Source organism: Methanosarcina baltica (assembly GCF_055394095.1).
The window spans coordinates 1,199,188-1,220,152 of the sequence record NZ_AP042463.1; the positions used below are offsets into that span (position 1 = coordinate 1,199,188).

18 protein-coding genes and 2 pseudogenes are annotated in these 20,965 nt (G+C 45.0%); 14 read left to right on the forward strand and 6 right to left on the reverse strand.

Features of this window, described 5'->3' with window-relative positions; all coding sequences use genetic code 11:
• Window positions 1-3 precede the first annotated feature (3 nt).
• A complete protein-coding gene (locus ACZ5QV_RS05225; protein ID WP_464601538.1) occupies window positions 4-321 on the forward strand; it encodes a winged helix-turn-helix domain-containing protein in 318 nt (105 codons plus the stop codon).
• 145 nt (window positions 322-466) lie between these two features.
• Complete coding sequence (locus ACZ5QV_RS05230) at window positions 467-1,576, forward strand: GTP-binding protein (protein ID WP_464601539.1); 1,110 nt, start codon at window positions 467-469, stop codon at window positions 1,574-1,576.
• A 452-nt stretch (window positions 1,577-2,028) separates the two neighbouring features.
• Here the strand turns inward: ACZ5QV_RS05230 and tnpC (ACZ5QV_RS05235) are convergent, their stop codons facing one another.
• Window positions 2,029-3,501: an IS66 family transposase gene (gene tnpC, locus ACZ5QV_RS05235; RefSeq protein ID WP_464599339.1), complete on the reverse strand. Its 1,473-nt coding sequence runs from the start codon at window positions 3,499-3,501 to the stop codon at window positions 2,029-2,031.
• Window positions 3,502-3,807: 306 nt separating this feature from the next.
• Here tnpC (ACZ5QV_RS05235) and ACZ5QV_RS05240 point away from each other — a divergent pair, with 306 nt between their 5' ends.
• From ACZ5QV_RS05240 to asd, 7 genes are all read left to right on the forward strand, one after another.
• The gene (locus ACZ5QV_RS05240) at window positions 3,808-4,053 is read left to right on the forward strand and encodes a hypothetical protein (protein WP_464601540.1); all 246 of its coding nucleotides are present in this window, start codon (window positions 3,808-3,810) and stop codon (window positions 4,051-4,053) included.
• A 42-nt stretch (window positions 4,054-4,095) separates the two neighbouring features.
• On the forward strand, window positions 4,096-4,614 hold the full coding sequence (locus ACZ5QV_RS05245; protein WP_464601541.1) for a hypothetical protein: 519 nt from the start codon (window positions 4,096-4,098) through the stop codon (window positions 4,612-4,614).
• A 65-nt stretch (window positions 4,615-4,679) separates the two neighbouring features.
• Window positions 4,680-4,991 carry a hypothetical protein gene (locus tag ACZ5QV_RS05250; protein WP_464601542.1) on the forward strand — a complete coding sequence of 104 codons (312 nt, stop codon included), beginning with the start codon at window positions 4,680-4,682 and terminating at the stop codon, window positions 4,989-4,991.
• 1,121 nt (window positions 4,992-6,112) lie between these two features.
• Entirely contained in the window at window positions 6,113-6,940 is an 828-nt protein-coding gene (iscB, locus tag ACZ5QV_RS05255; protein WP_464601543.1) for an RNA-guided endonuclease IscB, read from the forward strand.
• 497 nt (window positions 6,941-7,437) lie between these two features.
• A complete protein-coding gene (locus ACZ5QV_RS05260) occupies window positions 7,438-7,920 on the forward strand; it encodes a hypothetical protein (RefSeq protein ID WP_464601544.1) in 483 nt (160 codons plus the stop codon).
• 216 nt (window positions 7,921-8,136) lie between these two features.
• Window positions 8,137-8,319, forward strand: coding sequence for an indolepyruvate ferredoxin oxidoreductase subunit alpha (locus tag ACZ5QV_RS05265; RefSeq protein WP_464601545.1), 183 nt, complete (start codon window positions 8,137-8,139; stop codon window positions 8,317-8,319).
• Window positions 8,320-8,502: 183 nt separating this feature from the next.
• A complete protein-coding gene (asd, locus tag ACZ5QV_RS05270) occupies window positions 8,503-9,531 on the forward strand; it encodes an aspartate-semialdehyde dehydrogenase (RefSeq protein ID WP_464601546.1) in 1,029 nt (342 codons plus the stop codon).
• Window positions 9,532-9,898: 367 nt separating this feature from the next.
• On the opposite strand, the gene larC is transcribed toward asd, so the two are convergent.
• From larC to larB, 3 genes are all read right to left on the reverse strand, one after another.
• Complete coding sequence (gene larC / locus ACZ5QV_RS05275) at window positions 9,899-11,089, reverse strand: nickel pincer cofactor biosynthesis protein LarC (protein ID WP_464601547.1); 1,191 nt, start codon at window positions 11,087-11,089, stop codon at window positions 9,899-9,901.
• 73 nt (window positions 11,090-11,162) lie between these two features.
• A complete protein-coding gene (gene iscB, locus ACZ5QV_RS05280; protein ID WP_464601548.1) occupies window positions 11,163-12,383 on the reverse strand; it encodes an RNA-guided endonuclease IscB in 1,221 nt (406 codons plus the stop codon).
• Window positions 12,384-12,743: 360 nt separating this feature from the next.
• A complete protein-coding gene (gene larB / locus ACZ5QV_RS05285) occupies window positions 12,744-13,529 on the reverse strand; it encodes a nickel pincer cofactor biosynthesis protein LarB (RefSeq protein ID WP_464601549.1) in 786 nt (261 codons plus the stop codon).
• A 185-nt stretch (window positions 13,530-13,714) separates the two neighbouring features.
• Between larB and pyrH the strand changes: the two genes are divergently transcribed.
• The 4 genes from pyrH (at window position 13,715) to ACZ5QV_RS05305 (ending at window position 17,554) form a co-directional block, all read left to right on the forward strand.
• Window positions 13,715-14,416 carry a UMP kinase gene (pyrH, locus tag ACZ5QV_RS05290; protein WP_464601550.1) on the forward strand — a complete coding sequence of 234 codons (702 nt, stop codon included), beginning with the start codon at window positions 13,715-13,717 and terminating at the stop codon, window positions 14,414-14,416.
• A 160-nt stretch (window positions 14,417-14,576) separates the two neighbouring features.
• The gene (locus tag ACZ5QV_RS05295; RefSeq protein ID WP_464601551.1) at window positions 14,577-15,824 is read left to right on the forward strand and encodes a hypothetical protein; all 1,248 of its coding nucleotides are present in this window, start codon (window positions 14,577-14,579) and stop codon (window positions 15,822-15,824) included.
• Entirely contained in the window at window positions 15,817-16,932 is a 1,116-nt protein-coding gene (locus ACZ5QV_RS05300; protein ID WP_464601552.1) for an ABC transporter permease, read from the forward strand. Before ACZ5QV_RS05295 ends, ACZ5QV_RS05300 begins: the two co-directional genes overlap by 8 nt.
• Window positions 16,925-17,554, forward strand: a complete 630-nt coding sequence (locus ACZ5QV_RS05305) for an ABC transporter ATP-binding protein (RefSeq protein WP_464601553.1) — start codon at window positions 16,925-16,927, stop codon at window positions 17,552-17,554. Before ACZ5QV_RS05300 ends, ACZ5QV_RS05305 begins: the two co-directional genes overlap by 8 nt.
• A 21-nt stretch (window positions 17,555-17,575) precedes the next feature.
• Here the strand turns inward: ACZ5QV_RS05305 and ACZ5QV_RS05310 are convergent.
• Window positions 17,576-18,688 (reverse strand): annotated as a pseudogene (locus ACZ5QV_RS05310) (IS1634 family transposase); the annotation flags it as partial.
• 109 nt (window positions 18,689-18,797) lie between these two features.
• Here ACZ5QV_RS05310 and tnpC (ACZ5QV_RS05315) point away from each other — a divergent pair.
• A complete protein-coding gene (tnpC, locus tag ACZ5QV_RS05315; protein WP_464600643.1) occupies window positions 18,798-20,381 on the forward strand; it encodes an IS66 family transposase in 1,584 nt (527 codons plus the stop codon).
• Between the two features lie 8 nt (window positions 20,382-20,389).
• Here the strand turns inward: tnpC (ACZ5QV_RS05315) and ACZ5QV_RS05320 are convergent.
• Window positions 20,390-20,947 (reverse strand): annotated as a pseudogene (locus ACZ5QV_RS05320) (IS1634 family transposase); the annotation flags it as partial.
• Between the last annotated feature and the right edge of the window lie 18 nt (window positions 20,948-20,965).

The following is a 20,965-nucleotide window of genomic DNA, read 5'->3' on the forward strand; positions in this document are numbered from 1 at the left end:
AAAATGGATGAAATAAAAGAAAATGAAATGGATGAAATGGATATCTTCCTTGATTCACAGGTGAAAAGCGAAGAAGAGCTCTTACAGGAAAAATGTGAAAGGACCTTTAATGCGGCATCCAACCCCACCCGCAGGGAAATTATTAAAAGTATCTGTTTCCTCGGGAAAAGCAGAGAAGAACTTCTGGAAATAACCGAGATTGACAACGCTGTCTTAGATTTCCATACGGGCATTCTCATGAACGCGGATTTTATATTCCAGGACGAGGACGGCATCTACAGGCTTACGGAAATAGGGCTGAGCGTGCTCCCGAAACTCTGATTGCCAGGGTCCAGGCCGCAGGTGGACCACAATCTGACAAAAGGCGCTCTGCAGAGTACTGCCAATAATTATTCCATCAATTATTATATATCCTGAGATATTCTCGTATTCTCACTTAATCATACCAATGAGGATAGGAAAAAATATGAGAATCATCATCATAGGGGGTTTTCTCGGAAGCGGGAAGACCACCACGATCCTGAAACTGGGCAGACACCTGAGCGAAGCCGGCAAAAAGGTTGCGATCATCGTAAACGAGATTGGAGAAATCGGGCTTGACGGGGACGCGATTTCGGATACGGGAATCGTTACGGAAGAGCTTACCAGCGGCTGTATCTGCTGTACGTTGAGGATCAGTATGCAGTACACCCTACAGAATATGAAAGAAGAGTTCGATCCTGATATTCTTGTTATAGAACCGACAGGAATCGCTTTTCCCAGGCAGATAAAAGAGGAAATAGCGATTATGGACCTGCCGGAGCTTTCCTTTGCCCCTGTGGTGACCCTTGTGGACCCCGGGCGTTTCAGTACCGAGATTAACGAGATCCCGAGGTTTATCGAGACCCAGATCAAAGAAGCCGAGATCGTCTGCATAAACAAGGTGGACGTAACGGATGAGGAAAAAGTCCTTGCGACCGAGAAAAACCTGAGGGAAATAAACCCTGAGGCAAAGATCCTCAAGTTTTCGGCAAGAATCGGAGACGAGCAGTTTGAAAGCCTGATTGACCACCTGGCAAGCGAGGGAAGAGAGATATTCGGCACAGGGGACAAAAATTCAATTGAAATGTCAGAGGTCAACACCCATTCAATCCACCTGGCCCTTTCCGAAAAAAAACTCGACCCTAACGACCTCATGGGCCTTGCCGAAGGGATACTTAAAACCATCCGGGACCGGGGGAGGGAAATAAACCCGAAATTCATAGGGCATGTAAAACTTTCCCTTAAATTCCCGAAAACAATGGTAAAAGCCAGCGTGACCTCTGCGGATGAATTTCCCCTTGTGGAACTGATCCGGGACAGACAATGCGACTGCTCTGAATTGAAATTGCTCTCGGCAGTCACAAAGGTCCCGAAAGCCGAACTTGTCCGAATAGTTGACAACTCCGTTGCGGAAAAACTCGGGGAAGCCGGGATAAGTTTTGAAAAAATGGAGCATGGGCATGAACATCATGAACATGAGCATCATGAACATGAGCATCATAGGCATGAACACCATGAAAATGAAAATCATGAAAATGAAAATCATAAACATTAACCTGATTTCGTCAATTGCCTCAAGACCTGGAAATTTTTTTAGCTCTGAATCCAACCACCCGTAAAACAGGATCTTTCAGTGCTTCTGCCCCCAGAAGAGCAAAGGTTCGGGGAAAAACGTTAACTACTCCCCCCTGAACCCTTTGCCGGAGGCTTAGGAATGAGTCAAATATAATATCAAGTATTTTTGTTTACCATTCCTTAACCACGGAAAAGCACGGAAAGACACGGAGTGCGACAAGAAGTTATATCATGAATTGCGGAAACGCTACCCCCTCCATTTGGGGTAACCCTACCAGGATGTGCGTCGCTAGTAATGGCGGGGTGCAAAGCTCTTGGGACAATGTGAAGACCTCTGAAAGTCCAATTCATAATATTTGCTAGGGTAAGGGTTCTATGGAGAATGTAATGTGAATCGTAACTATTCAGCCTACTGATAAAAAAAGCATAGTTTCAGCTAATGTTGCAACTATCGGATAATAGCGGCGCTCCATTGAGCGCCGCTCGAATAGCATCCATGACATTCAAGCTATTCTTTCTAATAGTGGATATGTATCCCCGAATTCTGCAGAAAGCTACCGCTCCTTCGATGCTTCGGAAAGTTCCCGAAATCTTCTGTTGTAGCTTCATCATTCTGATGTCTCGCTCTGCTTGATTATTATCAAATGGAACTCTCAGGTCATTGAGGAATTTCAGAATCCTATCCTTGTATTTTATGAACCTATCAAGGAGATTCTTTGCTTTTGTTTGTGCTGGTCTTCCTCTTTTTTTAACCTGTTTTGAGAGGTCAGGAGGTGGATTTTCTTCAATTCCCTCTTTAATTATTTTATCGTATATTTCCTCGAATGCCCTGACTTTTATTGGATCTATTGGAATTTCCATTTCTCTGCATTCGTCGGTATATTTTTTTACTTCACTCAGAAGTTCATTTACTTTTTTAGCCCATTGCTGCTCAAAATTCTCTTCAACTCCAGTGAGGTCCCTCTTAAGATGAGCATTGCAGAGAGCATGTTCACATCCATATTTGTTGTATGATGCCCAACCATCATGAACTACTACCCCCTTGTATTCTGGAAGAAAACCCAAAGCATTCATTGCCTCTGATCCTCTTTTTGGATGTACAAAATAGTATGTCCACAGACTGTTTGAAACAACATGGAGCCACCATTTTGTCCCTAAAACCCTCATTCCTGTTTCATCACAATGTACAGAATAGGCTACCCGTAGATGTTCGAAAACAGCTTTTTCGAAAGGTTCCAATTTCTGGAATAATTCCTTTTCAGCTCTTTTTATGGTAGCAGGGCTGATACGTATTCCATAAAAGTCCTCTGACAAATCACAAATCCGTTTATAAGGAATCAATTGAAAGTTCCTTAAATATACAAGAGAGGATAAAAGGCGAGGTCCATATTGAATAGGGAATTTTATAGAGTCTGGAAAAGTACCTTTGTTTATTTTCCCACAGTGAGGGCATTTCTTGGACTCAGCACGATGTTCGGTAAATATGATGTTCACAGGAGGAATATCAGCTTCTTGCCTGCGTTCACAGTCCCGAACTTCAGTATCTTCAAGATCATGACCACAATTTTCACAGCAGTGAGGGGAATGAAATATTATATGGTCAGGATCCCCAACCATTTCGAAAGTACTTCCAGAATGACCTTTTTGACCACCAGGTTTTTTCCCACTTCTTGTGCGGCTACTCTTAGGTTTAGGTTTTTCATTCACAAAAACGTCAGTAGAAGGAGGTTTACTGCTGTTTTGGCTGTTTTGATTTAGACGAGCCTCTAAAACCCTTACACGTTCCTCAAGTTCAGCAATTTGAGAAGCCTGTTTCTCTATGATAGTCTCAAGTCTCTGAATTACAGCAACGACTGCTTCAGGGCCTTCTTCATAGATTTCAAGAATCTCTTCACGTGTAAGCATGATACTGAAGAGATAGAGTTATTTTATATGCAATTTTTCCTCGAAACGAGGAAAAATTGCCTTTGTTCAAAGTATGGCTGAATAGTTACTGTGAATCATTGTAAGAGTCGTGATTTCCAACAAGCGAAACTGGACTGCGCTTGAACCAAAAGGTATGGAATCAGACGGTAGTGGCTTCCGTGACGCTACTGGGAATGGACAAACGGTTCTCGGCTTATAGATGGCTCCTAAGGAATCCATAATTATTTGTGATATAGAACTTGGTAAGCCCTATATGTTCCCTTAAAGGGTAGGAAATCCGCAAGGATGTACGATGACATAGAGGGTAAAGGAATCAGTAAAAAGCGAATGTCAATCTGTAATGGACTGAATAGAGGTTCAAACTTTGCCTCAATCCAAAAGGATGCAGACTTACTGAAGGTGTTTTCTTGTGAAAACGGAAACAAACTCACTAATGTAAGATACTCAAAGACACCAATAGGTGAGAGGCTTACAGACAGTCATGTTAATGAGCTGTTATCCGAAATCACAAAATCAGTTATGGATAAATAACTGATGCCCGATACAGAAAGGGTTTGAAAACGCTTGAGCCGTATGAAGGAAAACTTTCACGTACGGTTCTTAGGGGAGAAAGGAGGAGCAATCCTCCCAACTTACCTGACAACCGACCTGATGGCCGGTGAGTATTTTGGACCTTTATATAATTTGATTCAAAAACAACTCTGGATTCTTGAAAGCGGACTAAAAAACGCCAGAGCAACATTCATTGCCGTCTTCCCCGAGTTCCGTTTTGGGATCACAGGAAATCATAGATTTCCTGGGAGTTGCGATGAAATCGCAACAGCACGAGGTTCGTTTCGCTCGCTACGCCCCCTCAAGAGGACTAAAAAATGCCAGAGAAACTGTAATTATCGTCTTCCTGCATTCTTTTTCCGTGCTTTTCCGTGTCTTCCGTGGTTTGAATGCACACACACCAAACACCCCCTTACACAAAAACACAACATGTATGAGTATGAAGCAACTCCCAAAATAAAACATGAAGTTATATTTTCACCATTCCCTAAGTTTTTGAAAAGGGAATTCTGCTTGGGAAAAAGAACAGACAAAAAATGAGGACAGATGAGACTAAAAAAATCGATATTATATTAACTATATTAATGAATAAATGGAGCAATTATATGCAAGAAGAAGACGAACTCGATGTCTACATAGCTTCCGAGCAAAATCCGGGTGAAGCTGAAGCTATTAAAAAGAACCACGTCATGGCGGGAAAGGTTGCCCTGAGTTCTGAGAGGAGAAAACTTGTAAGAATTGTAGGTTTTACCGGCATAGACAAAGAAGAATTAAAAGATAAATCAGGCCTTGATGACTTCATGTACAGGTACCACATGGCCCTTTTACTCAAGGAAGGTTTCCTTAAGCTCAAAGAAGGAAAATACCACCTGACGGATCAGGGAATTACAGTACATGAGTCAGGAATCAGAATTTAACAGACAGGCGAGAAGAAGAGAGCTCTGTCCCAGGCTCTGAAAATCAAAAATGCCGCCAGCGGATAAAACTAATTCTGTCATAGAAAGTCAACTACCCCACGCTGAAGCATTGGGGCTTGTATAAGCCCTGGTTGACCAGCCTAAGTCTTAATTGACTACGTTGGAAATGTCAGTGCGACAAGAAAGCTATAATATGAATTGCGGTAACGCTATCCCTTCCATTTGGGATAATCCTACTATGACATGCGTTGATGGTAACGTCAAGGTGTGAAGCTCATATGACAATATGGAGAAGTTTAGAAATCTAATCTAAACCATCTGTTAGGATAAGAATTCTAAGAAGAACGTAATGTGAACCATTGTAAGAATCGTGACCAACAACAAGCGAAATTAGATTGATACGCTTGAACCAAAATGGTAATGAAATCAGACCAATAAGGCTTGACATACTTATTGGGAAATGGACATATGATTTTCGGTTTAAAGATGGCTTCTAAGGTATTCACAATTATTCATTTTATAGAACTTGGTAAGCCCTATATGTTCCCCTCGGGGTAGGAATCCTGCAAAGGATGACAATGACATAGAGGGTAAAGGAAAGGAGTAGAAAGCGAATGACAATTTGTAATGAACTGTATAGGGGTTCAAAATTTGCCCTAATCCAAAAGGATGCAGACTTACTCCGTGGTATCAAAACGTAAGAATGAAGGTATGACCTATGAATGTAAGTCATTCAAATACGCTGATCGAGAAATCAATCCGCGAGAAGCTTACAAACAAAACACATGTTAATAGGCTGCAAGTCATGACTTACGAAAGCAGTTATTAACCAAATAACTGCTGCCCTAACGGGTTAAGAGATGCTTGAGCTGTATGAGGTGAAAGTCTCACGTACAGTTCTTAGGCGAGAAAGAGGGAGTAATCCCTCCGACTTAGCCGACTGATACCTGTTAATGCTTCCTCAGTTTGCAGCTCTATCGTGTAGTATTAAAAGTCCTGAGAGGTAGGGACGGTGTGCTACGCATGACAAGCGTTTCCAACATTGGCGAGGGGAGACAGTTTCAAAAACTGCGTTACCTGCTATGGAAATTCGTTTCCAGCGCAGAGAGGAAAAATCCAGCATGATATTTATACTTAACAAAAACAAAGAGCCGTTAAGTCCCTGCCATGAAGCAGTTGCAAGAAAACTGCTTAAAGCGGGAAAAGCGGTTATTCACAAAAAATATCCCTTTACAATTCGACTCAAAGAGCTGAAAGAGTCTAAGGACAATTCGGCTTTTAGACTGAAAATAGATTACGGAAGCCGTCACACGGGTCTTGCTATTCTGAAAGGCTCAAATGTTGTCTGGGTTGCACAGTTGCACCACAAAACAAGCATAAAAAAGAATATGGATAGCAGAAGATCAATGCGGAGAACACGGCGAAATCGAAACACCCGTTATCGAAAACCGAGGTTTCTGAACCGGAAAAGGCGGGAAAGCTGGCTGCCTCCATCCCTGCAAAGCCGTGTAGATAACATTGAAAATTGGGTCGAAAGGCTCAGGAAACTCTGCCCATTGACACACATTTCCTATGAAAACTGCAAGTTTGATACTCAACTCATGCAAAACCCTGAGATAAGTGGAATCGAGTACCAACAGGGAGAGCTGCAAGGGTATGAGATAAGAGAATACCTGCTTGAAAAATTCGGTAGAAAATGTGTTTACTGTGGAGCTGAAAACGTTCCTTTAGAAATTGAGCACATTATTCCTAAAATAAGAGGGGGCTCAAATAGAGTCTCCAATTTAACATTGGCTTGTAGAGAATGCAACCAGAAAAAAGGAAGTCAAACTGCAGAAGAGTTTGGGCATCCAGAAGTATATAACCTGGTTAAAAAGCCGCTTAAAGATGCTGCGATTGTAACAGCTACCAGATGGAAAGTTTTCGAGGCATTGACTAAGGAATGGTGAAAATATAACTTCATGTTTTATTTTGGGAGTTGCTTCATACTCATACATGTTGTGTTTTGTGTGAGGGGGTATTTGGTGTGTGTGCATTCAAACCACGGAACACACGGAACACACGGAAAAAGAAGGCAGGAAGACGGCAATTACGGTTTTTCCAGCATTTTTCAGTCTGCTTGAGCTCGCAAAGCGAGCGAAACGGACACCGTGCTGTTGCACTTGCAGTGCAACTCCCAGGAAATCTTCGATTTCCTGTGATCCCGAAGCGGAATTCGGGGAATCCAGGGTATTTTTTGAATCCTATTGCATAAAGATCCAACTTACTCACCGGCCGCAGGCCGGTTTCCGTGTCCTTTCGTGTTTTCCGTGGTTGAAAGTCCTCTAGCTAGTGATTTTTGATCGAGAACTTCAAACGATAAAACTGAGTAAGTATAGTTCCATTTCCCTAAATAATCATTCTTGTCAACAAAAATACTTGATATTATATTTGACTCATTCCTAAAATGGGCCTTCCAGTAGAATGCGGCACGGGTGCAAGGACAAAAATGAACAGAATCAGGGCAGAGCTGCCAAAAGATCATCATTTCGATGCTATTTGTGTAGGAGAATCCACTCCAGAAAAAATCAATTTTGCAACAAACAACGTCCTGCATATCAAAGCAAAAGGAAGAGGGCAGTATAAAAGAACAAACCTTGATAAGTACGGCTTTCCTCGTTCATACCTTCCCAGGCAAAAAACCTTTTTTGGTTTTCAAACTGGCGATACAGTCAAGGCGGTTGTACCCAAAGGCAAGTACAAAGGGACATGGTTTGGTTCCGTTGCTTGTAGAAAATCGGGTAGTTTCGACATCAAAAACAAAGAGGGGAAAAGGATCTCAATTAATAAAAGATACTTCAAAGTATTACAGAGGACAGATGGTTATGAATATTCGACAGAGAAGTGCGGCATTCCTCCCGGCGCTAAAGCAACCGGGCTCCCTGCCTGAATTTTTGTGGGATTGAGCATATTCAAATACATTATCATTTTTTACTACAGATATTTGATATATTTGGAAGTGTCTTTTTACTAAAAAACGATAAGTTTTTATGTTTATTCGATCAATGCCGTTATGTATATATTTTCGATATTAATACGGAAATTCTTCAAAAACATTTTCAATTTCCAGACACGTATCGAATAAAATAAAGGAGTGTGAACAAATATGCCAGCAATAGTCGATGCAGATGCATGTTCCGGCTGTGGAACCTGTGTAGATGAATGTCCAAATGAAGCAATTACATTAAATGAAGAAGCAGGCCTCGCAGTAGTCGATCAGGAAGAATGTGTGGAATGCGGTGCATGTGAAGAAGCATGCCCGAACGAAGCAATCAAAGTAGTAGAGTAAACATTCGAAACAGAGCAAGTGGAATCAACTACCCCTTCCTGCCATTTCCGACAAATCCGAAACTGTCAAGGAAGGGGACCACTTCTGCTGTCTGAGATAAAGTTTTTATTCCATCTTTTCCTTACTCATTCTCATTCTTATTATTATCATTAATTTTCTTTTCCTTTCGGAGGTTTTTTTTAGATGGAAGCAGTAAAAGCGGGAATCTTAGGCGCAACCGGCGCTGTAGGGCAACGGTTTGTAGAAGCTCTGGCAAATCATCCCTGGTTCGAACTCACAAGCCTTGCGGCATCTGAGAGAAGTGCCGGAAAAACATATAAAAAAGCAGTGGACTGGAGGCTTGACACTCCCCTTCCTGAAAGTGTGGCCGAGCTTGAAGTGGTTCCGGTTGACCCGGAAAAGGTGGACGCGGACGTGGTCTTTTCGGCTCTTCCTGCCGACCTGGCTCTGGGTGTTGAGCCGGCATTTGCAAAGGCCGGGTTTGCGGTCGCAAGCAATGCCTCAGCTTACAGGATGGAAAAAGACGTGCCCCTGATAATCCCCGAGGTCAACCCCGAACACCTTGACCTGATCGAGGTCCAGCAGGACAACCGGGGCTGGGACGGCTATATAATCACCAACCCTAACTGCTCCACAATCGTCATGACCCCCACCCTTAAACCCCTCATGCAATTCGGGCTTGAATCTATCCAGGTCGCCACAATGCAGGCCATTTCCGGAGGCGGTTTCAGGGGAGTTTCAGGAATGGAAATCTTCGACAACGTAATCCCCTACATCGGGAACGAAGAACAGAAAATGGAAACCGAACCCCTGAAACTCCTGGGTGAATTCGACGGGGCAGAAATAACGCCCGCAAACATAAAGATCAGCGCCTCCTGCAACAGGGTCCCGGTAATTGACGGGCACACGGAAGCCATCTGGGCCTCCATGCGGGATGCCCCGACTCCAGAAGAGGTAAGGGAAGCTTTCCTCAACTTCGACCCGCAACTCGGAAACCTCCCCTCGGAGCCTGAAAGGGCCCTGATCGTAAGGGACGAGGAGAACAGGCCCCAGCCCCGCCTTGACCGCAACATGGGCAAAGGCATGAGCATCTCAGTTGGCCGGATAAGGGAAGGAATCCGCTATATCGCAATGGGCCACAACACCATCCGCGGGGCGGCCGGGGCAAGTGTCCTGAACGCCGAACTCCTGCACTCAATGGGAAAACTTTGAGTTTTCCTTTTCTTCCCTTTTTTTCGTCTATTTTTTCGTCCCTTTGACACCCGAGTTTCGCTTCGGGATCACAGGAAATCGAAGATTTCCTGGGAGTTGCACTGCAAGTGCAACAGCACGGTGTCCTTTTCACTCGCTGCGCGAGCTCAAGAGGACTAAACAACACCAGAACAACATTCAAGGCGTCTTCCTGCCGTCTTTTTCCGTGTATTCCGTGTGTTCCGTGGTTTGAATGCACACACCAAACACCACCTTACGCAAAAACACAATTCTGAATTTTTGCATCAAAATGCAAGGCAACACCCCAACATAATTCTGAAAACCAAACCTGTATGAGTATAGAAATTATTCCTGTTCACCCAAAATATCAGGAAAACCGGCCCCTTCCCTCTTCTTCGACCCTTCTCATAACCTCTTTTACCGGGAAGCCGCATTTTCTGGCAATCTGCTTGCAGTCCTCGAATTCCGCCGAGATATTGAGCAAAATCCCTTCGGTATCCCGGGCAACCTTGACGGCCGCCTCAAACTTTTCGCCACCTACCTCGATTTTCACCATCTCAAGCCTGCGGGCCGCCATCAGGCGGTGGCGAGTCGGGACCACCCTTATGCCCAGGGATCCGGTCTCGATTATGATTTTTCGGGCAAGTTTTGCACTGTCCTCGGGTTTTGCTATGACCTTGATGATGTGGCCCGGCCGACCTTTTTTCATGGTTGCGGGAATGATTACAACGTCTCTGGCCCCGAGGGCGAGCAGTTCCTCAAAGAGGTTTCCAAGGACCTCCCCGCTGACGTCGTCCGCATTGGTCTCGAGTACCTCGATATGGTCCTGAATAAGCTGCTCCTCAAGCTCACAGACCAGGCCCTGGAGCACATTCGGGGTGTCAAGCTCGGCGTCTCCCGCCCCGTACCCAATTGCCTCTACTCTACCCTGAGGAAAACTTTCCACGGGAGTTGCAAAATTGGTGAGGAGGGCTGCCCCGGTCGGGGTCAGGAGTTCTTTTTTCACGTTACTCCCCCTGAAGTGCAGGCCTCCGGCCCGGAGGATTTCGAGAGTCGCAGGAGCAGGCACGGGCACTGTACCGTGGGCGCATTCCACAGAGCCGCTTCCCACGCTGATAGGAGTGCAATAAACTGCCTCACAGTCGAGGGCGTGAATTGCCGCAGAGGAGCCTATGACGTCAGCAAGAGCATCACTCTGGCCCACCTCGTGGAAGTGCAGGCTCTCAAGGTCGGAGACCCCGTGCACCCTGGCCTCGGCCTCAGCCATGATAGCAAAGGTCGCAAGGGCGCTTTTTTCAACCCTGACGGGCAGCTTTGCGGCCTTAATGAGGTCCACAAGTTCGGGGTAATGTCGGGCCTTTTCCTTTTCAGGCACCCCTATGCGGACGTCGAGGGCCCGAATCCCTTTTTTCTTTACTTCCCGGACGTCCACGGAAACATCCACGGCGGCTTCTACCAGTTCACATATCTGCTGCCGGTCGGCCCCGAGGTCCAGGGCACACGCAAAGATCATGTCCCCGGCAGCCCCTGAAAAGGGGTTAAACACAAGTGCTTTCATCTTACCTCAGCAGGAGACCCCTTCCTCGACAGTTCCGGCTTTGGCGGAACTGGCAGGTGGGGGAGGAATGCGTTCAAACATTCACCGCCTGGATTAAAGTTGTAGTTCTCGCACTTAGGCGAGTACAGTTTTTCTTTACATTAACACTGTTTGATATTACATTGCCAAATATATCTTGAATGGCAAAGAAGCCGGTGGCTCTTTTTCCCTTCACAAACCCTTCCTCTTTAACTGTTTTTACACGATCAAATTTTCTAATTCCGTATATTTTACCGGTTGGAATCTTCTTTTCTGATCTAGCACCATTTGTCTGCTTGTAGTCCCCGGCAGAAACATGTTTTTTGTGATAAACCGTATTATCCAGCTTTACCGTTTGCCCGTCCTCGCAGCAGATAGCAACAGCATCATTATAGTGGGTTTTAGGGAGCTTTAAAAATTGTTCTCTCTTAAACTTGGTCTCAAAACCAAAATTTTCTTCAAACTCCCAGTCTGACTTTTTAAGCTGGCTTTTGATAATTCCCATGTTGGTTGCATGTTTGGTTTTTGATTGCTTTTTCTTTAACTCAAACTCTCCGGCATGGAGGGCCTGGTGGCAGGTTTTGCATAAGGTAATAAGGTTTTCCGGAGTGTCGGGGCCTCCATCAGACCTGAAAACGATGTGATGACACTGCAAATGCTTATCCTTTGATTTACCTTTGCAGTGCTGGCATGTGTACCCGTCCCGGTCCAGTACGAAAGCCCTGGCGTTGTAGAAATCCTTCAGTGAACCTTCCTGATACTCAATACCTGAAACTTCCGGATTCGTTATTTTGTGAATGTCAAAGGAAGCCGTTTCGACCTTCCACTTCGTAACCGGTAAGATGGATTCCACAAAGTTTTTTTCTCTGATATGGGACTCCAGCTTACTCCTGATTGAAGGGGCTAGCCTTCCTTCTTTCCTCGAAGCTGCCCTATTATTGAACCTTGCGGGCCTGTACCTTGTTTTCCGGCCTCTCCGGTTTCTTCGGTACATCCTCCGTTGATCCATCTTTTTAAAAACATCCTGTCTTAACTGAATCTCCGACTGGTACACAACTTTTCCGTTAACAATAGCAGCACATCCAACAACTTTCGAGACTGAGTCTATGCCTGTTATCACGGGCTGAGTGTACCCACTACTTCCGAAAAGCATTTTAATTGTAAATGGTGTGGTTCTCAAAACCTTTGCCTTACCTTCCCTCAAAAGTTTTCTGGCCTTTGAAGGTTTACAGGGCATTAGTGGTTTTCCGTTCTGGTTTTTAATGTAAACTAACATAGAGTTCACCTCCATTTTTTGGAGTTATGCGTATTGGGGTCTATGGAGTCAACCCACCAAATCCGGCTTCCTCTCGATCTGATACTGAAAGGTTTGTATGATGCAAGCACTGTCCCTACCTCTCAGGACTGTTTAACCAGCATCCTTAGAGCCTGAAACTGAGGCGGCATTCCAGGGTAACTATAATATTCTTTCGTATCGGCTGCCAGTATTACAAAGCTCCTTACTGGCGATCTGGTCAACCAGGGACTTGCCGAAACAAGCCCCGTCCTCAAAAACCTGAGCCGTTAGGCGAAGGTTTTAGGTGGGGGTAGTTGACAAAAATTCCTGCCTGCTTTCACTTTATTCAGCTAAATCGAATCATTTCGCTTTTCCAGCCTCGTACGCGGCTGCTATAAGGTTCGCAATCCGGGCCGCAAAGGCCCCGGCCACAAACCCCGCATCGATGTTTACCACGGAGATGATGGAGCAGGACTGGAGCATGGAAAGCAGGGCTGCTTCCCCTTTACCTCCGGCCCCGTAGCCTGTTGAGACAGGGAGCCCTATTACCGGCACGTCGATCATGCCCGAGACCACTGTCGGAAGAGTCCCTTCCCGCCCTGCGGCAACAACCACAGCCCCCGGATTTTTCTCCTTCAACCTCTGGAGTTCGGGAATAAGCCTGTGGATTCCGGCAACCCCCACGTCGTAGATGGCCACGGTCTCACACCCCATTTCCGAGGCCACGACCCTGGCCTCTTCCGCAACCGGCACATCCGCGGTCCCCGCGGAGATGATCCCCACGACCCCGCCTGTCCGGGGAGCCGGAGTCCCATCATGCACGACCGCCGAGCGGGCGCGAGCGTTCCATTCGAGTTCGGAGGGGGGAAACGCAGCCTGCAAGGCCTCCAGGTGTTTTTCCGAGACCCGGGTGATAAGGGCCCGGCCCGCGTCCGCCACCTGGATCTTTGCGATTTCCACAACGTCAGCGGGTTCCTTGCCCTCGGCAAGCACGGCTTCCATGATCCCGGTCCGGTGCCTCCGATGGGTGTCGATTTTTGCGATATTGGAATAGGACGTGAAACCAAAGCCTTTGAGCTGCTCTTCCGCGGCCTCAGGGTCCAGTTTTCCATCCTTAACGGCCTTTAAAATATCTTTTAGATCCATATGCCACCTGAAAATTAAAATAAAAGAAATTAAATGAATTTTTAAAGGAAATAAAAAGAATCCTCATGCTTTGTGGGGCTTTAGGTTTTCTGCTTATTTGGAATTTTCGTTTAGCCCGAAAGGTTAACATTAACTTCCACAGCGATAATTTTAAAAACCAGCTATCTTAATGCTTACAGATCACAATGCTCATAGTACTATCCTTAGGCGGTTCAATTCTTGCTAAAAACCTTGACCCGAAACGCTTTTTAAAATACGCTGAAGCGCTTCGAACACTTTCGAAAAAACACCGTATCCTGGTGGTAACCGGGGGCGGGGAAGCTGCTCGAAACTACATAACAGCCGCCCGTGGAGTGGGGGCGGACGAGGTGACCTGCGACATGATAGGCATCGAAGTCACAAGGCTCAATGCGAGGCTTCTGATCTCGGCCCTGGGCAGGGACGCTTACCCCGGGATCCCGACCGACTACCTGGGAGCCGCAAAGGCCCTTTCCTCCGGGAAAGTGGTGGTCATGGGCGGAGTCACCCCGGGCCAGACAACAGACGCGGTCTCGGCAATCCTAGCCGAGTTTTTGCAGGCTGACCTGCTCTCGATTGCAACCTCCATTGACGGAGTTTACTCCGCAGACCCGAACAGCGACCCCGAGGCCATAAAATACGACATCATCTCCCCGGCCGAGCTTGTTAAAATCGTAATGTCAATCGAGATGAAGGCAGGCTCAAAGTCTCCGGTGGACCCGGTCGCCGCAAAGATCATCGAACGTTGCGGGCTGGACGTGCTGGTTATGGACGGATGGGATCCGGTTCTCCTGGAAGAGGTACTCAACTCCGAAACAGGCGAAAAAACCCCCATTGCCTGCGGGACCCGGATTACGACAAAAATTTGAGAGGCCATAATCCGGCCCACCCCTTTTCTTAAAATATCTGTTAAAGAATATAGATACCGCTCTATACAAATCAAAAAATAAACATACAGGTTCTAACATACACTCTTTATGCAAAAAGCCGAGGAGATCCAAAAGCTGGCTGCATGAGGAGGAAAGGGACTTGAAACTGCCTGAAAACCTAGAAATTCTGAAAGCTATACTGAAAATTACTCCAAAAATAACTCCAAAAACTGTTCTCAAAAACATTCAAGGAACATGTTCATTTTTTCCCATCATTCTTGCTTTACTTTTCTGTTTTACCTTCCTGTGTTTCAGTTTCCTAACTCTTCCGGCCGCCGGGGCCGAAATAAACGGAAACGTAGCAGGTGGACAGGTTATTGAAAATGCCTCAATCACTGACTTTTTTTCCGACCATGAACTCTGCGATACCACGATCTATTTTGAAAAACCAGTTGAAAACGTGTCCCTGAACCTCTCCTTAAGTTCCGGAAAAGAAGTCCTGAAGGCAAAAACCCTGCCCCTGGGTTCCGTGGAAGCAGGAGAAGAAATCACAAAAATCCACTTCTGGGGACTGGAAGAGGTCGCCGGGGAGAAAAAAGACTCCTATACCGCCCGGATTTCCGTGGAAGCTGAAGGAAAAAACCTTGCAAGCAAAAAGTATTCCTTTTCTTACAGAAACCCGACCCTCTCGACCCTTAAAGTTGTGGACTTTTCCGCGGACGCCGAGAAGGCCTCGGCCCTCATAAGCCCGCGAGAACTCAGTTTTATTCAGATGCCCCAGCCAGGCATTGTGGACCTGGAGCTCCGGCTGCTTTCGGGCACGGAAATCCTGTATTCCGAGGATATGAAAAATATCCCTGTCCTTGAAGCTCATTATCAGGCGATGTACTGGCCCTTCCTGCTCGAAAAAGGAAAGGACTACACAGCCTTTCTGAAAATCAGGGCGCATTCCCCGGCCCTGACTTCTATTTACCTCTCGGACTTCAGAGCGGGCGAGGACGTGGAAATTCTCGACAGGGACGTGGACGTGGACGAATACGGGGCAAGTGTCACACTTGTCGGAAAGTCCCAGGTCCCCTTTGACGGAGTCGTGCGGGTCGTGCTGACTTCCGGGGCTGGAGAGGAATGGGTCTTTGAAGAGCCCGCGGATATCCTGCCCGCAGGCAGAGAGGACACTTTAGGGATTATCTGGCAGGGAGTCCCACGAGGGGACTATAACGTCAAAATCTATGCCCTGAATCTGGAAGGGGAGGTGCTTGACTCCCATGAGACCGTGCTCAGGGTCTTTGAACCTGTTTCAATGGCTACGCCTGTTGAGGAATCCCCGGGGCCGGGGGCGGCTGTGGGGCTCGGGGTTTTTCTGGTCGTCTGCCTCTGCCTCTTCTCCGGGAGAAAAAAGAATGTTTGACCTGATAATCCGAAACATCACGAGCCGGAAGGTCCGGAGCACCCTTACCATCTGCGGAATAGCCCTCGGAATTTTCGCGGTTATAGTCATGGGAGCCATGTCCGAGAACTTCCACCAGACCTTTGAGCGCTCAATGGATGTTACCAGCGACAAAATAAGGGTTTTTGCGGAAAGCGGGGTTTTTGGAGGTGGGCTTACCGACGATAAGGTCAGCGACGTCCTGAGGGTGGCCGGGGTAAAGGACGCATACGGGCTTTTGATGACCACGTTTGACGAGGACAAGATGGGCATGACCGGAAAACAGATCCTGGGAGTACCCCCGGAAAAGTCTTCGGTGGCCCTCTCTCCCGTGGAGCTGAAAGCAGGACGTTTTCTGAACCCCGGCGACTCCTACCATGTCGTGGTCGGGAGCAACATCAAGCGAGAGTACGGACTTGGGGTCGGGAGCAGGTTTGAAATCCATGACAAGTATTTTAACGTGGTCGGAATCCTGGACTATACAGGTTCGATCTTTGATAACGCAGTAATAATCCCCCTTGAGACCGCCCAGGACCTTTACAATGTGGGGGACTCCATCTCTTACATCTTTGCCGTACCCGACGAGCGCCTGGATGCCGAGATGCTTTCAAAAAGGATCGAACTGAGCGTGAAGGGGACGAGCACGCTTTCCCCCGGAGAACTCCGGACCCAGGCCCGACAGTCCTTCATGATCTTCAGCGTGATTACTATCAGTTCCGGACTCCTGGCAGCCATTATCGGAGGGCTCTGCGTGATGAATACGATGCTCATGTCCGTTGCGGAAAGGACCCGCGAGTTCGGGATTCTCAAGGCCATTGGAGCCGAAACAAAGGACATCCTCCTTCTCACTCTCGGAGAGGCCTGCTGCATGGGCCTGATGGGGGGAGTGCTGGGGATCCTGGTGGGGGTCGGAGCCGTAGGGGTTATTAATGCCTGGCTCGAAAAGACTCGGATAGTGCTCTTTTTGATAACCCCGAGGTTGCTGATAATCGCAATGATCTTCGCCCTTTTCATAGGGGCCCTTTCGGGGCTTTACCCGGCCTACAGAGCTTCAAAAATGAGCCCCATGGAGGCTTTGAAACATGCGTGATTTTGGAGGAGCAGGGACGGAAAAAGAAGTAATCCTCAGGGTAGAAAACCTTTCCCGGACCTACACACAGGGCAAAGTCCCGGTATATGCCCTGCGGTCGGCCTGCCTGGAGGTGAGAAAAGGAGAACTCCTTGCGATCATGGGCCCGAGCGGCTCGGGCAAATCCACTCTCCTGGCCCTCCTGGGCACGCTGGAAGAAGCAAGTGGAGGAAAGGCCATCCTTGACGGGGTCGAGCTTACGGAAGTGCCTGACAAACTGCTGCCCCGGATCAGGAGGGAAAAAATTGGGTTTATTTTCCAGCACTACAACCTGATCCCGACCCTTTCGGCCCTGGAGAATGTGGAGCTTGCTATGCGTTTTTCAGGAGTGCCTAAAAAGGAGAGGAAAAAGAGGGCAAAAGAACTCCTTGAAGAAATGGGCCTGGGCGACCGCCTGACCCATAAGCCGACCGAACTTTCCGGAGGAGAGCAGCAGCGGGTCTCGATTGCTCGGGCTCTTGCAAACAGGCCGGCCCTTATTCTGGCCGACGAGCCCACGGGAGAAGTGGACTCAAACTTTACTTTCAAAGATGCATGTTTTTCCGTTATCAAGCGGCTTTGTTTGTGTGGGCCTAAGGAATGAATAATCCTACTGATGACGTTTTTATTGGGGTGGCAGGTAATTACCCAAGTTCAAGAAAGAAAATAATGATGCTTGCTTTGTACTCATCTCTTCCAGAATAATATTACACTTATTTGATTCTTTATCCTGGATAACTGCCAGCCTAATTTCGGACAAATTTTCAATTAGTCTTCTCATAGAAAGACCATATCTCTTTGTCTCCCAGGCTAAATATCTGTAGAAAAGTAAGCCAATTATAGACAGAAATACGTGAACTTTGATATTTTCATCTTTGTGGTGGTACACCGGTCCCACAGGGACAAGCAGGTGATCATTCAATAGCTTAAAATCATCCTCTATAGCGCCTTTATTGTTGTATGTTTGCACAATTTTTTTAGTGTGCCAACGGTGCTTATCTGTAAATAGTATATTTTTTCCTAATGAATTTTCGCGCTTATTTTTATTCTCTTCGTCAATCCAGAACTTTAACTGAGGTTTTTTCTTACCTTCAGGAGCATCAGTAATTTCATATTTCACCATACTTCTGTATTTTTTGATAATAATGTCTGCAACCTCTTTTTCTACACTGCTCCTGTTTCTTGCTTTTCCTCTGTTGCTTTCCAGTCTCCTCTGTAGGTCTTCCAGATTCTCAGTTATTTTTGACATATTTGACTCACAAGTTCTTTTTTGAAGTTTGTGAGTTCCTTCATTGAAAGTAATTACTGTTGTAAATTCTGTCCCGTAAAACTGATGCTTTGTCCGATAGCCATAAATTTTGTGGCCTTCTGAGCTTTCATATAAAAATTGATATTTAGATAATGGCACTTCAAGAAGATCATCTGCCTGATTTGCTTTTACAGCCCCTACAAAATTCATCTTTGAAGTTGCTTTTTCAATGTTGTCCTTTGAATTGTTTCCCTTATCAAAAACAAGAACAAGGTCTTCCGAACAAATATTCAATTCGGTTAGACGGTTTACTATTTTGTCAACCAGACCTGAAAATTCCTCTGAATCATGCACATTTCCTGGATATGTCTCGTGAATAAAAGGTAAGTTGTAATCATTAGCAGCCAGCGCTACAGATACCTGATTTTTGTCTTTACGATGCTTTTTGTTATACCCTTTATGAAGCAATTCACTTTTTTCATCATAATTGGGTATCTATTCAGCTACCTCTGTTTCTAACTTATATTTCGTATAAACTCAACAATTACTTTTTTCATATAGATTAATATAAAAATCATCGGATTTTGGAATGAGGTTTATGAAATGTGAAGAGATTCTTACTCAATGCCGTTCAGACCCTGAATCCATTGTTTCATATATTGAGGATCTTGAGTCTCGGTATGAAGATCTTGGATCTCGGTATGAAGATCTTGGATCTCGGTATGAAGATCTTGGATCTCGACACGAAGAGCTTGAATCTCGGTATGAAGATCTTGGATCTCGACACGAAGAGCTTGAATCTCGATATGAAAATCTTGAATCCGAAAACACCGAACTTCGAGAAAGACTTAATGAGTTAGAATCTCGCCTAAAAAAGAATAACCAAAACCAAAAAAGAAATCGACTTCCCTCTACTAACAATTCTACTGATAAAATACCTCAATCAAAAGGTTCACAAAAAGGAAGTTTTAGACGTCCTGGCGGCCAAAAAGGGCATCCTGGTTCTACATTAAGGATGATTAAAAATCCTGATAAAACAATCATTTATAAGCTACATAAATGTGAACATTGTGGTTGTAACATTGAGAAGATTGAAGTTATAAATTACGAGAAGAGACAAGAATTTGAAATAATTGTAAGGCGTAAAGTGACCGAACATCGTGCTGAGATCAAAAAATGTCCTTATTGTAACCGCAAAAACAAAGCTGCTTTTCCGAAATCAATTACAAAACCTGTCCAATATGGCAATATGGTTTTAACAATTGCAATTTACCTCCGAAACTACCAATTGATTCCCTATGACCGAATCAAGAAATTATTTAAAGATGCCTTTGGATTTGATATAAGCGTTGGTACAATAATTAGGGCAGAAAATAAGTTATTTCACAAGTTGAAAGGTGCTACAAACCACATCAAGAAGCAACTGATAAAAGAAAATGTCATCCATGGTGATGAAACTGGAATCGACGTTGGTGGTCAAGGGGAATACTGCCATTTAATCTCTACAAAAAAATATACATACTATTTCCATAATAGGAGTCGAGGATCAAAAGCAATGAATAAAATGGGAGTGTTGCCTAAATATAGAGGAATTATAGTCCACGATTTCTGGAAACCCTATTTTAAATACAAATGTGAACATGCGGCATGTAATGTCCACATTCAAAGAGAACTTAAAGACATTTATAACATATTCAAGCAAGTGTGGGCTGAGGAGATGTCTGATCTCCTATATGAAATTAAAAAATGCGCAGACTTTGCCAGAAAACAGGGCATACAAATAGATGAAGATACGCTCAAGACCTTTAAAGAAAAGTATCAGTCAATACTAATGAAAGGATTTGAGGACAATCCTCCACCTGAAATCTCGAAAGACAATGGGGTTAAAAGAGGAAGAAAAGCGCAGAGCGATGCAAAAAATCTCCTTGATAGACTTTCAAAGTATGAAAAAGAAATCTTGAGGTTTGCTACGGATCTAAGAGTTCCTTTCAGTAACAACCAAGCAGAAAGAGATCTCAGAATGATAACAGTTCAGCAAAAAATATCGGGAGATTTTAGGAAACCCCATGGAGCAGATGTTTTCTTTAGAATTAGGGGATACATATCTACACTAATAAAGAATAATATACCTACTATAAGTTCACTTCATGCGGCGATTGAAAATGTGCCACCCTTACCCTGAATAGATACATAATTGGTAGCATAAGTGAACCAGTTTGATTCATCCACAAACAGTACTGAAGGGGTTAGTCCTTTTTCGATGAGAACTCGGCACAAATCGTCTTCAATATTTTTCATTGTGTCGGAATCAATGTAATTCATATGATTCAAAAAATTCTGACAATTTAATTTATGAGGGAATTTCCACTTAAAAGATAAGGCCGATTTTTTGAACCATTCCCCAATACCGTTTTCACTTAAAACTCCATGAGATTTCCCCACTATATCAAGTAAAAGATACTCTCCGACACTTAAACCATCGATTGATTTTTTCATAGTGTGCTTGTTCACTATGTCAACGAATCCAAGCTCTTCATTCACATGAAGAAGTGCGGCAAGTTTGCCGTACTCAAAAGATTTCAGTTTCATGTAGGGCAATGATTCACTCTGTTTTTTCATTTCAAATATTTTTTCGGCATTGCCTAAATATATCTGAAATATAGTTTTCACTTTTCCATCAATTCTGCCAGTTTTAATAATATACCAGTATTTTTTACCGTTGATTATTTTCTGTTTTAAAAAAACCATGATATAAATTTAGGTTCT

Bases quoted from the DNA above. Each gene is read 5' to 3' on its own strand.
- ACZ5QV_RS05265 (WP_464601545.1), top strand. From the start codon at position 8,137: ATGCCAGCAATAGTCGATGCAGATGCATGTTCCGGCTGTGGAACCTGT.
- ACZ5QV_RS05250 (WP_464601542.1), top strand. From the start codon at position 4,680: ATGCAAGAAGAAGACGAACTCGATGTCTACATAGCTTCCGAGCAAAAT.
- asd (WP_464601546.1), top strand. From the start codon at position 8,503: ATGGAAGCAGTAAAAGCGGGAATCTTAGGCGCAACCGGCGCTGTAGGG.
- larC (WP_464601547.1), bottom strand. From the start codon at position 11,089: ATGAAAGCACTTGTGTTTAACCCCTTTTCAGGGGCTGCCGGGGACATG.
- iscB (WP_464601548.1), bottom strand. From the start codon at position 12,383: ATGTTAGTTTACATTAAAAACCAGAACGGAAAACCACTAATGCCCTGT.
- ACZ5QV_RS05225 (WP_464601538.1), top strand. From the start codon at position 4: ATGGATGAAATAAAAGAAAATGAAATGGATGAAATGGATATCTTCCTT.
- pyrH (WP_464601550.1), top strand. From the start codon at position 13,715: ATGCTCATAGTACTATCCTTAGGCGGTTCAATTCTTGCTAAAAACCTT.
- tnpC (WP_464600643.1), top strand. From the start codon at position 18,798: ATGAAATGTGAAGAGATTCTTACTCAATGCCGTTCAGACCCTGAATCC.
- ACZ5QV_RS05300 (WP_464601552.1), top strand. From the start codon at position 15,817: ATGTTTGACCTGATAATCCGAAACATCACGAGCCGGAAGGTCCGGAGC.
- ACZ5QV_RS05245 (WP_464601541.1), top strand. From the start codon at position 4,096: ATGAAGGAAAACTTTCACGTACGGTTCTTAGGGGAGAAAGGAGGAGCA.
- iscB (WP_464601543.1), top strand. From the start codon at position 6,113: ATGATATTTATACTTAACAAAAACAAAGAGCCGTTAAGTCCCTGCCAT.
- ACZ5QV_RS05230 (WP_464601539.1), top strand. From the start codon at position 467: ATGAGAATCATCATCATAGGGGGTTTTCTCGGAAGCGGGAAGACCACC.
- tnpC (WP_464599339.1), bottom strand. From the start codon at position 3,501: ATGCTTACACGTGAAGAGATTCTTGAAATCTATGAAGAAGGCCCTGAA.
- ACZ5QV_RS05240 (WP_464601540.1), top strand. From the start codon at position 3,808: ATGTACGATGACATAGAGGGTAAAGGAATCAGTAAAAAGCGAATGTCA.
- ACZ5QV_RS05305 (WP_464601553.1), top strand. From the start codon at position 16,925: ATGCGTGATTTTGGAGGAGCAGGGACGGAAAAAGAAGTAATCCTCAGG.
- ACZ5QV_RS05260 (WP_464601544.1), top strand. From the start codon at position 7,438: ATGGGCCTTCCAGTAGAATGCGGCACGGGTGCAAGGACAAAAATGAAC.
- larB (WP_464601549.1), bottom strand. From the start codon at position 13,529: ATGGATCTAAAAGATATTTTAAAGGCCGTTAAGGATGGAAAACTGGAC.